The 12782-nt window shown below is 70.3% G+C and carries 11 protein-coding genes and 1 rRNA gene; 10 read left to right on the forward strand and 2 right to left on the reverse strand.

All coding sequences use genetic code 11. The annotated features are described in order from the left end of the window. The first annotated feature begins 58 nt into the window (after positions 1-58). From DIZ27_RS06495 to ilvD, 3 genes are all read left to right on the forward strand, one after another. Positions 59-919, forward strand: coding sequence for a sugar phosphate isomerase/epimerase (locus tag DIZ27_RS06495; protein ID WP_109377307.1), 861 nt, complete (start codon positions 59-61; stop codon positions 917-919). After that, entirely contained in the window at positions 916-1563 is a 648-nt protein-coding gene (locus DIZ27_RS06500) for a TetR/AcrR family transcriptional regulator (protein WP_109377308.1), read from the forward strand. The genes DIZ27_RS06495 and DIZ27_RS06500 overlap by 4 nt, the downstream gene beginning before the upstream one ends. A 160-nt stretch (positions 1564-1723) precedes the next feature. Next, positions 1724-3577, forward strand: coding sequence for a dihydroxy-acid dehydratase (ilvD, locus tag DIZ27_RS06505; RefSeq protein ID WP_109377309.1), 1854 nt, complete (start codon positions 1724-1726; stop codon positions 3575-3577). Between the two features lie 65 nt (positions 3578-3642). Here the strand turns inward: ilvD and DIZ27_RS06510 are convergent, their stop codons facing one another. Then, entirely contained in the window at positions 3643-5865 is a 2223-nt protein-coding gene (locus tag DIZ27_RS06510) for a serine/threonine-protein kinase (RefSeq protein WP_109377310.1), read from the reverse strand. Positions 5866-6048: 183 nt separating this feature from the next. Between DIZ27_RS06510 and DIZ27_RS06515 the strand changes: the two genes are divergently transcribed. The 6 genes from DIZ27_RS06515 (at position 6049) to proC (ending at position 10055) form a co-directional block, all read left to right on the forward strand. Continuing rightward, positions 6049-6363, forward strand: coding sequence for an SH3 domain-containing protein (locus DIZ27_RS06515; protein WP_109377311.1), 315 nt, complete (start codon positions 6049-6051; stop codon positions 6361-6363). 31 nt (positions 6364-6394) lie between these two features. Next, entirely contained in the window at positions 6395-6730 is a 336-nt protein-coding gene (locus DIZ27_RS06520; protein ID WP_258308264.1) for a hypothetical protein, read from the forward strand. A 96-nt stretch (positions 6731-6826) separates the two neighbouring features. Further along, positions 6827-7339 (forward strand): hypothetical protein, encoded by a 513-nt coding sequence (locus DIZ27_RS06525; protein ID WP_109377312.1) that lies wholly within the window; start codon positions 6827-6829, stop codon positions 7337-7339. Between the two features lie 190 nt (positions 7340-7529). Further along, on the forward strand, positions 7530-8333 hold the full coding sequence (locus DIZ27_RS06530) for an ABC transporter ATP-binding protein (RefSeq protein ID WP_109377313.1): 804 nt from the start codon (positions 7530-7532) through the stop codon (positions 8331-8333). Further along, positions 8330-9115, forward strand: a complete 786-nt coding sequence (locus tag DIZ27_RS06535; RefSeq protein ID WP_109377314.1) for an ABC transporter permease — start codon at positions 8330-8332, stop codon at positions 9113-9115. The genes DIZ27_RS06530 and DIZ27_RS06535 overlap by 4 nt, the downstream gene beginning before the upstream one ends. A 127-nt stretch (positions 9116-9242) precedes the next feature. Beyond that, positions 9243-10055 (forward strand): pyrroline-5-carboxylate reductase, encoded by an 813-nt coding sequence (proC, locus tag DIZ27_RS06540; RefSeq protein WP_109377315.1) that lies wholly within the window; start codon positions 9243-9245, stop codon positions 10053-10055. A gap of 47 nt (positions 10056-10102) precedes the next feature. On the opposite strand, the gene trpS is transcribed toward proC, so the two are convergent. Continuing rightward, the gene (gene trpS, locus DIZ27_RS06545) at positions 10103-11107 is read right to left on the reverse strand and encodes a tryptophan--tRNA ligase (RefSeq protein ID WP_109377316.1); all 1005 of its coding nucleotides are present in this window, start codon (positions 11105-11107) and stop codon (positions 10103-10105) included. Positions 11108-11965: 858 nt separating this feature from the next. Between trpS and DIZ27_RS06555 the strand changes: the two genes are divergently transcribed. Next, positions 11966-12782 (forward strand): 16S ribosomal RNA (locus DIZ27_RS06555); the annotation flags it as partial.

The raw sequence follows: 12782 nt of genomic DNA on the forward strand, positions 1-12782 counted from the left end.
CCGGCCGAAGCACGTCGCTCGCGTCCGCCCGTCGAACACACCCCGTACGCTGTCCCTCGTGGCAGAACCAGCGGTGCGCATCCCGGATGCGAAGGTCGCCCTGTCGACGGCCTCCGTCTACCCGGAGTCGACGGCGACGGCCTTCGAGATCGCCGCACGCCTCGGGTACGACGGCGTCGAGGTCATGGTGTGGACCGATCCGGTCAGCCAGGACATCGAGGCACTGCGCAGACTCAGCGACTACCACCGGGTCCCCGTCCTCGCCGTGCACGCCCCCTGCCTGCTCATCACGCAGCGCGTGTGGTCCACCGACCCCTGGACCAAGCTCCAGCGGGCCCGTTCCGCCGCCGAGCGGCTCGGGGCCACCACGGTCGTCGTCCATCCGCCCTTCCGCTGGCAGCGCCACTACGCCCGCGACTTCGTCGACGGGATCTGGCGGATGGCGAACGAGACGGATGTGCGGTTCGCTGTGGAGAACATGTACCCCTGGCGCTACCGCGACCGCGAGATGCTCGCCTACGCCCCTGACTGGGACGTCACCAAGGACGACTACCGCCACTTCACGATCGATCTCAGCCACGCCTCGACCGCCCGCACCGACGCCCTGGGGATGCTCGACCGCATGGGCGACCGCCTCGGTCACGTCCACCTCGCCGACGGCCGGGGTTCGGCCAAGGACGAGCACCTCGTGCCCGGCCGCGGCGACCAGCCGTGCGCCGAGGTGCTGGAGCGCCTCGCGGCCGACGGCTTCGACGGCCATGTCGTCATCGAGGTCAACACCCGCCGTGCCATGTCCAGCGCGGAGCGCGAGGCCGACCTGGCGGAGGCGCTCGCGTTCACCCGCCTGCACCTGGCGTCCGGGTCCACAGGATCCACAGGACCCACAGGGCCCTCGGTGATCCGGGTGCCGCGGCGATGACCGACGTCGGCGAGCCCGGCGGCCCGGACGCGTCCTCCGGCGGCCACGGCACCGCCCGGCGCCGCGGCCGTCCCCCGCGTACGGAGTCGGCCGGCACCCGCGACCGCATCCTGGACGCCGCCCGCGAGGAGTTCTCCGAACGCGGGTACGAGAAGACCTCCGTACGGGGGATCGCCAAGTCGGCCGGTGTCGACTCCGCACTGGTCCACCACTACTTCGGCACCAAGGAACAGGTCTTCGAGGCGGCCGTCGAGGTCGCCTTCGCCCCCGCGCTCAAGGGCCGGGACGCCGTCCTCGACGCTCCCGTCGAGGAGGTCGGCGAGCGGATGACCCGGATGATCCTCGATCTGTGGGAGAACCCGGTGACCCGGACCCCACTGCTCGCGATCGTCCGGTCCGCCGTCAACAACGAGGCCGCGGCCGGCGTCTTCCGCCGCCTGGTCGCCGGCCAGCTGCTGCGCCGGATCGCGGGGCGGCTCGACCTGCCGGACGCGGAGCTGCGCGCCGAGCTCGCCGCCGCCCAGCTGGTCGGCATCGCGATGATCCGGTACGTGATCAAGGTGGAGCCGCTGGCCTCGGCGGACCCCGAGCAGATCGTCAGGCGGGTGGCACCGGTGGTGCAGGGACATCTGACCGGCCGGTGACCGGCCCCTGACGCACCCGCGGCCCACCGCTCCCGCGCCGAGACACGCATCTCGCAATCCGGACACCCTGTCCCGCCCCCTGGATGACCGGCGTACGCTCGACCGGAGTCAGAACTCTCTGACCCCGGCACCCTGAGAAGGTCTGAAGGAGCGAGCGACGATGCCCGAGCTGAGGTCCCGCACAGTCACCCACGGCCGCAACATGGCGGGCGCACGCGCCCTGATGCGGGCCTCAGGTGTACCGGGCGCGGACATCGGCCGCAAGCCGATCATCGCCGTCGCCAACAGCTTCACGGAGTTCGTCCCCGGCCACACCCACCTCGCGCCGGTGGGCAGGATCGTCAGCGAGGCGGTCGTCGAGGCCGGCGGCATCCCGCGCGAGTTCAACACGATCGCCGTCGACGACGGCATCGCGATGGGTCACGGCGGCATGCTGTACTCGCTGCCCTCCCGCGACCTGATCGCGGACAGCGTGGAGTACATGGTCGAGGCGCACCGCGCGGACGCCCTGATCTGCATCTCCAACTGCGACAAGATCACCCCGGGCATGCTCAACGCCGCCCTGCGGCTGAACATCCCGACGGTCTTCGTCTCCGGCGGCCCGATGGAGGCCGGCCGGGCCACCCTGGTCGACGGCACGGTCCGCACGCTGGACCTGATCGACGCGATGGTGGACGCCGCCAACGACGAGATCTCCGACGCCGACGTCCTGCGCATCGAGGAGAACGCCTGCCCGACCTGCGGCAGCTGTTCCGGCATGTTCACCGCCAACTCGATGAACTGCCTCACCGAGGCCATCGGCCTGTCCCTCCCCGGCAACGGCTCGGTCCTCGCCACCCACACGGCCCGCAAGGCGCTCTACGAGAACGCCGCCCGCACGGTCATGGACATCACCCGCCGCTACTACGAGCAGGACGACGAGACGGTCCTGCCGCGCGGCATCGCCACCGTCGCGGCCTTCGAGAACGCGATGGCGCTGGACATCGCCATGGGCGGCTCGACCAACACGATCCTGCACCTGCTGGCCGCCGCCCAGGAGGCGGAGGTCCCGTTCGGCCTGACCGAGATCGACGCCCTCTCGCGCCGCGTGCCCTGCCTGGCGAAGGTGGCGCCCAACGTCGCCAAGGACCGCACGTACTACATGGAGGACGTGCACCGCGCCGGCGGCATCCCCGCCCTGCTCGGCGAACTGCACCGCGCGGGCATGCTGAACGAGGACGTGCACTCGGTCCACAGCCCGTCCCTGGCCGACTGGCTGAAGACCTGGGACATCCGCGGCGGCTCCCCGTCCCCGGAGGCGGTGGAGCTGTGGCACGCGGCACCCGGCTGCGTCCGCTCCGCCGAGGCGTTCTCCCAGTCCGAGCGCTGGGACGCCCTCGACGAGGACGCCGAGGGCGGCTGCATCCGCTCCGCCGAGCACGCCTACTCCAAGGACGGCGGCCTGGCCGTGCTGCGCGGCAACCTCGCCGTCGACGGCTGCGTGGTCAAGACGGCCGGCGTCGACGAGTCCATCTGGACCTTCGAGGGCCCGGCGGTCGTCTGCGAGTCGCAGGACGAGGCCGTCGAGAAGATCCTCACCAAGCAGGTCAAGGAAGGCGACGTCGTCGTCATCCGCTACGAGGGTCCCAAGGGCGGCCCCGGCATGCAGGAGATGCTCTACCCGACGTCGTACCTGAAGAGCCGCGGCCTCGGAAAGGCCTGCGCCCTGATCACCGACGGCCGGTTCTCCGGCGGCACCTCCGGCCTCTCCATCGGCCACGCCTCCCCGGAGGCGGCGTCGGGCGGCACCATCGCCCTGGTCGAGGAGGGCGACCGCATCCGCATCGACATCCCGAACCGCTCGATCGAGCTCCTGGTGGACGACGCCGAACTGGCCCGCCGCGAGCGGGAACTGAACGGCACGTACGCGCCGAAGAACCGCGACCGCAAGGTCTCGGCGGCTCTGAAGGCGTACGCGGCCATGGCCACGAGCGCCGACAAGGGCGCGGTGCGGGACATCTCGAAGCTCGCCTGACACCGGCCCGACACCACCACCACGCGCGCGTGGCCCCTCATCCGGGGCCACGCGCGCGTGGTGCTCTACCAGTCCGCCGGGTCCCGGCCCTCCAAGGCGAAGACCGTGCCGTCGGGGGCGGCGGCGTAGACGTGGCCGTCGGCGAGCACCGGCTCGGGCAGCACGGCGACGACCCGGTCGGAAGCGGCCGCCATCCGGGGCTCCGTCTGCCCGACGAGGCGCCCCACCCGCGCGTCCACGGCGAGCAGCCGCCCGTCGGGCGCCGTGAGGAAGACATGTCGCGCGTCGGCCACCGGCGCGGAGGTACGGGCCACACCGGTTTCCAGGTTCCACCGCTGCCGCAGCGCGCCCATGTCGACGGCCACGACCCGGCCGCCGGCCCCCGTCAGATGGGCGACGCCCTCGTGCACGGTGCCTTGCACCTGCGCCAGAGGGGCGGGCAGCTTCACCCGTCGCACCTCCCGGGTGCCCGGTGTGTAGCGGACGAGGGCCTCCACCTCACCGTAGACAGCGTCCTCGGAGGTGAGGACGACCGAGTCGTTCATGTTGCCGACCGGCTTCAGCGTTCCCGTCAACCGCGCGTCCCAGCGCACCTCACCGGTCTGCGGATTGACTGCCGTTACCCGCGTGCTGGAGCCGTCCGCGGAGGTGCTCGTCGCGTACGCGAGCGGATCCCCCGCGAACGAGTCGAAGTACGGCATGTCGTGTCCGGGTATCGGGCTGCTCCATCTCGTGTCGCCCGAGGTGGCGTCCACGCCGGTGACCGTGCCGTCGTCGCCGGTGAGCAGCAGTGTGCTCCCGGCGCTGTCCAGACCGCGGTACTCGACGGTGTTCTGACGCCACACCGGCTTCCCCGAGGCGGAGTCGAGCGCCTCCAGGCCGCGGCGCTGGTTGAGCGCGGGCTGCACGAGGCCGCCCGACAGGGTCGGTGGTCCGCTCCGGTCCGTCCGCGCGACGGTGTGTCGCCACAGCGTGCCGCCGTCGTCGGGATCGAGGGCGAACACCTGCCCCGGCAGGGCGCAGAACAGCCGGCCGGCTCCGTACGAGCACTGCGGGGTGCCCGGCTTCCCCGACGGCGCCACCTCCCACGCCTGGAACGCGGCCGTCGTGGCCCGCACGCCGGTGGTCCGTCTCTCCGGGGCTTCGTCGCCGAGCAGTTGGACGGAGAACAGCGTGCCGAAGACGGCGAGGGCGAGCGCCCCGCCCCCGAGCAGCGCCCGCTTGCTCAGCGGAGGCCGCGCGGAGCGCCGGGCCGCCTGCCCGGCGGGGGGCTCCTCGGCGTCCGTCCCGGGGCCTGTGTCCGTTCCGGGTCCGGTGCCGCGCTCTGCTGTTTCGAGTTCTTCAAGTTCTTCGGATTCCGGTTCCGCCTGGTGGCCGGGTACGGCGCCCGTCGAGGCCGTCGGCTCCGTCCGCTGTGCCGGTATGAAGGCCTCGGCCAGGAACGCCCGGGTGTCGTACGAGGCCGCGACGGACCGCAGCTCCTGCATCAGCTCGTCCGGGGAGGGCCGGTCCTCGGGCTCCTTGGCCAGGCAGCGCAGCACCAGCGGGGCGAGTTCCTCCGGCACGCCGGTCAGGTCGGGCTCGTCGTGCACGACCTGGTAGGCGACGACGTACGGGCTGTCGGAGTCGAACGGCCCGCGCCCGGTGGCCGCGTGCACCAGGAGCGAACCGAGCGCGAAGATGTCGGCTGAGGGCCCCACTTCACGAGGGCGCCGGAACTGCTCGGGCGCCATGAAGGGCGGGGTGCCGATCAACTTCCCCGTCTCGGTCCGCAGTTCGCTGTCCTTTGGCCGAGAAATGCCGAAATCGATGACCTTCGGCCCGTCCTCGGCGAGCAGTACGTTGCTGGGCTTCAGGTCGCGGTGCACCACTCCGACACGGTGGATGTCCCGCAGGCCCTCCGCGAGTCCGGCCATCAGCCTGCGCAACTGGGGCGAGGGCATCGGGCCGTTCCGCTTCACATGCTCGGCGAGGGTCGGCCCGGGGATGAACAGCGTTGCCATCCAGGGCCGTTCGGCCTCCGGGTCGGCGTCGACGACCGGTGCGGTGAAGGCGCCGCTCACCCGTCGGGCCGCCGCCACCTCCTGCCGGAAACGCCCTCTGAACTCGCGGTCCCGCGCCAACTCGGCGTGCACGACCTTCACCGCGAGCTTCAGCCCGGAGGTACTCCGGGCCAGATGCACCACGCCCATTCCGCCGGAACCGAGGCACGACTCGAGACGGTAGTGACCGGCGTACTCGGGAAGTTCCGCTTCCGCGCCCGCTCCGACGTTCCGCTGTGGCGCCATGGGACCACCCCCGTGCTGTTCGTCCGCGCGCGCGACGCACGGAGCCTAGTCGATGATGCGTACGAGACCGAGGCGGCTTGCTGGTATCTGTGTTCCATAAGTGAAACAGGTGTGCGTGGCGTGTTTTAGGGGAAGGAACGCACCCCATGACAGTCATGGGGTGCACAACGGGGGAGGCTTTCCATGTCAGTTGACCATGTCGGTGAGGCAGAGGGCACCAGTGAGACGGAGTCCGTCAGCACGGCGGCCCTGCGTTATTACCCGGTCGCGCCGGGCGTCCGTCTCAACGTCCGTAGCGGCCCGGGCACCGGGTACACCATCGTCCGCGTCCTGGCGGAGGGGGCACAGGTCCCCATCTTCTGCCAGACCCCGGGGACCACGGTCACGGGCCCGTACGGCACGTCGAAGATCTGGGACAACATCGCCAACGGTGAGTACGTCTCGGACGCCTACGTGAAGACGGGCAGCGACGGCTACGTCACATCTCGCTGTGCCTGATGCCATCGCCACCCATCACCTGGGAGTACGCATGACCTTGAAACGACGCAGATCCGTCCTGCTCGCCGGTGTCACCGGAGCCTTCCTCCTGGTGCTCGGCACGGCGGCCGAGGCCGCTGTCCGTTACTACCCGGTCGCACCGGGCGTCCGTCTCAACGTCCGCAGCGGCCCGGGCACGCACTACAACCTCGTGCGTGTCCTGCCCGCCGGAGCCAGCGTCGCGATCTACTGCCAGACGCCGGGCGAGACGGTGACGGGCACGTACGGCACGTCGAACATCTGGGACAACATCGGCAACGGTGAGTACGTCTCGGACACGTACGTGCTGACCGGCAGCGACGGCTACGTGGCCTCGCGCTGCGGCTGACCCGGCCCGGGGCCCCTTCGTGGTCCGCCGGGCCCGCTCGGGGTCGGCCCGGAGCCCGCCCGGGGCCCGCGGTGCAGCCGGAGCCATAATCGATGCGTGAGCGCAGAGAACGGCACCCCGGACAGCACCGCGGGCTCCCCGGGAGCCCCGGCGGGCCCCCGCCCCGAGCCCATCCGCTTCTTCGGCACGACCTGGGTCGACCGCGACAACGGCTACGCGGTCCGCCGGGTCGGCGTCGCCGTCGGCTCACTCGCCGCCGCGGCCGTCTCCTGCATCGTCCTGCGCATCGCCTACCAGGGCCTTCGGATCGCCGAGGTCGGCGGTTTCGTCGGGATCCTCGCGGTCGGGATGTTCGCGGTCTGCAGCGCCCTCGCGTTCGGGCACACCTGGGAGGCGTTCAAGCGCCGCCCCGACCCCGACCGGCAGCGGTCCCTCCGCGGCCTGCTCAGCGTCGGCTTCGTCGGCTCCCTCCTCGCCTACTTCTTCCGTTCCCTCACCGAGGCCCCCGGCGAGAAGCTCCACCGCGAGGAGTACCGGACGGCCCGCGAGCAGTACGAGAGGCGGATCTCCCGCCGCTCCGGAAACCCCAGGAAGCGCCGCCGCCCGTAGGGCCCGCCCCCGCAGTACGGGACCCGCCCCGCCCCTCCCGACAACCCCCGGACGCGTTCGACGACCTCGACATGCCAGATGTCAGGCGCCGGCGCGTCCCTTCGGCATGCCCGGCCCCGTCGAGCCCGTGCCGCCCCCGCCTTCCGCCCGCCGCTTGACGTGTCCCGTCCCCGAGAGGATTATTCATCACATGATGAATTACTCCTCCGGCCCCCCGCGCACGGACGACGACACCTCCGCCGTCCGCGCCCAGGACCTCACCGTCGTCCGAGGCCCCCGCACCGTCCTGCACGGCCTCGACTTCACCGTCCCGCGCGGCCAGGTCACCGGCCTCCTCGGCCCCTCCGGCTGCGGCAAGTCGACCCTGATGCGGGCCATCGTCGGCACCCAGGCCAAGGTCACCGGCACCCTGGACGTCCTCGGCCTCCCCGCGGGCCACTCCGCCCTGCGCACCCGCATCGGCTACGTCACCCAGGCGCCCTCGGTCTACGACGACCTGTCGGTCCGGCAGAACCTCGACTACTTCGCCGCGATCCTCGACCCGGGCCGAGCGGCCGCCGACCGCCGCCACGAGAACGTCACCCGCGCGATCACCGACGTCGACCTCACCGGTCACGCCGACGCCCTCGCCGGAAACCTCTCCGGCGGTCAGCGCAGCCGCGTCTCCCTGGCCGTCGCCCTCCTCGGCACCCCCGAACTGCTGGTCCTCGACGAACCCACGGTCGGCCTCGACCCCGTCCTGCGCCGCGACCTCTGGCAGCTCTTCCACGACATCGCCGCCGAACGGGGCGCGAGCCTGCTGATCTCCTCCCACGTCATGGACGAGGCCGAGCGCTGCCATCGCCTCCTGCTCATGCGCGCGGGCGAGATCCTCGCCGACGACACCCCCGACGCCCTCCGCACCCGCACCGGCTCCGAAACCGTCGAGGGCGCCTTCCTGCACCTGGTGGACGCGGCGGTCGCGGCAAGCCGCACGAAGGAGACCTCACGATGAGCACCCCCCGTACGACGACACGCCCCTCCGCCCCGACGAGCGCCCTGAACGCATCCCGCACCCTCGCCACCGCGGCCCGGGTCCTGCGCCAGCTCCGCCACGACCCGCGCACGATCGCGCTGATGCTGCTCGTCCCCTGCCTGATGCTGTTCCTGCTCCGCTACGTGTTCGACGGCAGCCCGCGCGTCTTCGACAACATCGGCGCCTCGCTCCTCGGGGTCTTCCCGCTGATCACGATGTTCCTGGTCACCTCCATCGCCACCCTGCGCGAGCGCACCTCCGGCACCCTCGAACGCCTCCTCGCCATGCCCCTCGGCAAGGGCGACCTGATCGCCGGCTACGCCCTCGCCTTCGGCGCGCTCGCGATCGTCCAGTCGGCCCTGGCCACCGGACTGGCGGTCTGGTTCCTGGGGCTCGACGTCGTCGGCAGCCCATGGCTGCTCCTCCTGGTGGCCCTGCTCGACGCCCTCCTCGGCACGGCCCTCGGCCTCTTCGTCTCGGCCTTCGCGGCCTCGGAGTTCCAGGCGGTCCAGTTCATGCCGGCAGTGATCTTCCCGCAGCTCCTCCTCTGCGGGCTCTTCACCGCACGCGCCACCATGCACCCCGTCCTCGAGGGCATCTCCGACGTCCTCCCCATGTCCTACGCCGTGGACGGCATGAACGAGGTCCTCATGCACACCGACATGACCACCGCCTTCGTGCGCGACGTCCTGATCGTCACCGGCTGCGCCCTGCTCGTCCTCGCCCTGGGCGCGGCGACCCTGCGCCGCAGGACGGCCTGACACCACGGACCGCCCACCCGGGCGGCTCACCCGGCCGTCCGCCCAGCGGACACCACCCCATCCCCGGGCCACCCGAGTGCGAGGATGAACCAGGACGACGCGCACACCTCGGAAGGCACCCCCAGCCATGGCTCAGAAAGTCGCAGTCCTCGGCACCGGCAAGATCGGTGAAGCCCTGCTCAGCGGAATGATCCGCGGCGGCTGGGCCCCCGCGGACCTCCTGGTCACCGCCCGCCGCCAGGAACGGGCCGACGAACTCCGCGCCCGCCACGGAGTCACCCCGGTCACCAACCTCGAAGCCGCCAAGACCGCCGACACCCTGATCCTCACGGTCAAACCGCAGGACATGGCCGCCCTCCTCGTCGAACTCGCCCCGCACGTCCCCGCCGACCGTCTCGTCATCAGCGGTGCCGCCGGCATCCCCACCTCCTTCTACGAGGAACGCCTCGCCGTCGGCACCCCGGTGGTGCGCGTCATGACCAACACCCCCGCCCTGGTCGACGAGGCCATGTCGGTCATCTCCGCCGGCAGCCACGCCACCCCCGAACACGTCGCCCACGCCGAGGAGATCTTCGGTTCCGTCGGCAAGACCCTCCGCGTCCCGGAGTCCCAGCAGGACGCCTGCACCGCCCTCTCCGGCTCCGGCCCGGCGTACTTCTTCTACCTGGTCGAAGCCATGACCGACGCCGGCATCCTGCTCGGCCTGCCCCGCGACAAGGCCCACGACCTGATCGTCCAGTCCGCGATCGGCGCCGCGACCATGCTCCGCGACAGCGGCGAGCACCCCGTGAGGCTCCGCGAGAACGTCACCTCCCCGGCCGGCACCACCATCAACGCCATCCGCGAGCTCGAGAACCACGGCGTACGGGCCGCTCTCATCGCCGCCCTCGAAGCAGCCCGCGACCGCAGCCGCGAACTGGCCTCCGGCGCCAAGGACTGAGCATCCAGGACCCCTGGCGGTCACCCCGCCGAGCGGGGTGACCCGCGCTACACCCCGACCGCCGGGAGCAGGCCGATCGCCCGGTGGGCGGCATCCACGGTCGGCCGAGCCATGCCCCTCGCCCGCTCCGCGCCGTCCCGCAACACTGCCTCCACATAGCCGGGATCCGCGCACAACTCCTTGTGCCTCTCCCGCACCGGCCCCAACACCTCGAGCACGGCCTCCGCGGTGTCCTTCTTCAAGGCCCCGTACGACTCATACGCACCGGCCAACGACTCCGGGTCCCCACCCGAGCACGCCGCGAGGATCTCCAGCAGATTCGCCACCCCCGGCCGCGCCTCCCTGTCGTACACGACGTCGCACCCGCTGTCGGTCACCGCCCGCGCGACCTTCTTCCGCACCACGTCCGGCTCGTCCAGCAGATAGACGATCCCCGGCCCGACGTCGTCGCTCTTCCCCATCTTCGACATCGGGTCCTGCAGGTTCATCACCCGTGCCGCCACCGCGGGATGCGTGGCCCGGGGCACGACGAAGGTGTGCCCGTACCGCTGGTTGAACCGCACGGCCAGATCCCGCGCCAGCTCCACGTGCGGCCTCTGGTCGTCACCCACGGGCACCTCGTCCGTCCCGTACGCCAGGATGTCCGCCGCCATCAGCACGGGATACGTCAGCAGCGACAGCCGCACGCTCCCACCCCGCCGCTGCTCCCGCGCGGCCTTCTCCCTGTACTGGATCATCCGCCGCATCTCGCCGTCGGTCGCCACGCACTCCAGCAGGTACGACAGACGGGCGTGTTCGTCGACATGGCTCTGCACGAACACGGTGCACGACTCCGGATCCAGCCCGGTGGCCAGCAGCAGCGTCGCCGCCTGCCGGCTCAGTCTGCGTACCCGTGCCGGATCGTGGTCCACGGTCAGCGCGTGCAGATCGACGACGCAGAACAGCGCGTCCGCCCGGTGCTGGTCGACCGCGGCCCACCGCCGCATGGCCCCCAGGTAGTTCCCCAGCGTCAGATGGCCGGTCGGTTTGATCCCGCTGAAGACCCGTGTCATCTCTTCCCGTCTCCGTCTCCCGGTCGTGCCCGCCGCCTCGGCCGGCCGCCTCCGAGTCCTGGATGGAGAGACGAGAACGGCCACCTGAGCGGCGGCCGTTGAGTGCATACGTAGGACGGCCGCTGTCAGGCGGCCCACCAGAACTGGCTGTACGTACGCGTGGTCATGCGGGCCAGGCTACGCCCTGGAGGCGGCCCGCGGGGGCGGATCGGAGCGCGAGTTGACATGCTCCGGCGTGATCCGTACTGTTCTCCGAGTTGTCCGACGTGAGCACCGACTCCGGTCGGTCCCCGGGCAGCCATCCCGCAAGTACCGCAACTGCTCGACGGCAGTCCTCTGTCTGCCGTCATGTCATTGGTGCGTGTATTCGTGGAATGAGGAATCCGCGTTCGAAAGGGCGCAGGCCCCCGATTAGCTCGGGAGTCAGGAATCCGCTAGAGTCTCACTCGTCGGAACGGCCCAACGGCCGGGAAGGCAAACCCCGCTGACTGGGGGTCAGGTCGAGAAAGAAGATCTGATAGAGTCGGCTCCGCCGGAAAGGGAAACGCGGAAAGTGCGGCCCCGGAAGGCGAAAGCCCGAGGAAATCGGATCGGAAAGATCTGATAGAGTCGGAAACGCAAGACCGAAGGAAAGCGCCCGGAGGAAAACCCGCAGGGGTGAGTACGAAGGAAGCGTCCGTTCCTTGAGAACTCAACAGCGTGCCAAAAATCAACGCCAGATATGTTGATACCCCGTCTCCGGCCGTCCGGCCGGGACGAGGTTCCTTTGAAGAAAATACAGCGAGGACGCTGTGAACCGCCGGATCATTCCTCCGGCGGTTCCGCTCCCGTGTGTGTCACCGGGACATCCCGGAAGCATTCACGGAGAGTTTGATCCTGGCTCAGGACGAACGCTGGCGGCGTGCTTAACACATGCAAGTCGAACGATGAACCACCTCGGTGGGGATTAGTGGCGAACGGGTGAGTAACACGTGGGCAATCTGCCCTGCACTYCGGGACAAGCCCTGGAAACGGGGTCTAATACCGGATACCCGCCGCCGCCCGCATGGGCGGCGGCGGAAAGCTCCGGCGGTGCAGGATGAGCCCGCGGCCTATCAGCTGGTTGGTGAGGTAACGGCTCACCAAGGCGACGACGGGTAGCCGGCCTGAGAGGGCGACCGGCCACACTGGGACTGAGACACGGCCCAGACTCCTACGGGAGGCAGCAGTGGGGAATATTGCACAATGGGCGCAAGCCTGATGCAGCGACGCCGCGTGAGGGACGACGGCCTTCGGGTTGTAAACCTCTTTCAGCAGGGAAGAAGCGCAAGTGACGGTACCTGCAGAAGAAGCGCCGGCTAACTACGTGCCAGCAGCCGCGGTAATACGTAGGGCGCGAGCGTTGTCCGGAATTATTGGGCGTAAAGAGCTCGTAGGCGGCCTGTCGCGTCGGTTGTGAAAGCCCGGGGCTCAACCCCGGGTCTGCAGTCGATACGGGCAGGCTAGAGTGTGGTAGGGGAGATCGGAATTCCTGGTGTAGCGGTGAAATGCGCAGATATCAGGAGGAACACCGGTGGCGAAGGCGGATCTCTGGGCCATTACTGACGCTGAGGAGCGAAAGCGTGGGGAGCGAACAGGATTAGATACCCTGGTAGTCCACGCCGTAAACGGTGGGAACTAGGTGTTGGCGACATTC

Source organism: Streptomyces sp. NWU339, from assembly GCF_003143855.1.
Lineage (GTDB): Bacteria > Actinomycetota > Actinomycetes > Streptomycetales > Streptomycetaceae > Streptomyces.

Excerpts from the sequence above, each read along its gene's own strand:
- DIZ27_RS06530 (WP_109377313.1), top strand. The coding sequence starts at position 7,530 with ATGATGAATTACTCCTCCGGCCCCCCGCGCACGGACGACGACACCTCC.
- DIZ27_RS06500 (WP_109377308.1), top strand. The coding sequence starts at position 916 with ATGACCGACGTCGGCGAGCCCGGCGGCCCGGACGCGTCCTCCGGCGGC.
- DIZ27_RS06510 (WP_109377310.1), bottom strand. The coding sequence starts at position 5,865 with ATGGCGCCACAGCGGAACGTCGGAGCGGGCGCGGAAGCGGAACTTCCC.
- DIZ27_RS06535 (WP_109377314.1), top strand. The coding sequence starts at position 8,330 with ATGAGCACCCCCCGTACGACGACACGCCCCTCCGCCCCGACGAGCGCC.
- ilvD (WP_109377309.1), top strand. The coding sequence starts at position 1,724 with ATGCCCGAGCTGAGGTCCCGCACAGTCACCCACGGCCGCAACATGGCG.
- DIZ27_RS06520 (WP_258308264.1), top strand. The coding sequence starts at position 6,395 with ATGACCTTGAAACGACGCAGATCCGTCCTGCTCGCCGGTGTCACCGGA.
- trpS (WP_109377316.1), bottom strand. The coding sequence starts at position 11,107 with ATGACACGGGTCTTCAGCGGGATCAAACCGACCGGCCATCTGACGCTG.
- proC (WP_109377315.1), top strand. The coding sequence starts at position 9,243 with ATGGCTCAGAAAGTCGCAGTCCTCGGCACCGGCAAGATCGGTGAAGCC.
- DIZ27_RS06515 (WP_109377311.1), top strand. The coding sequence starts at position 6,049 with ATGTCAGTTGACCATGTCGGTGAGGCAGAGGGCACCAGTGAGACGGAG.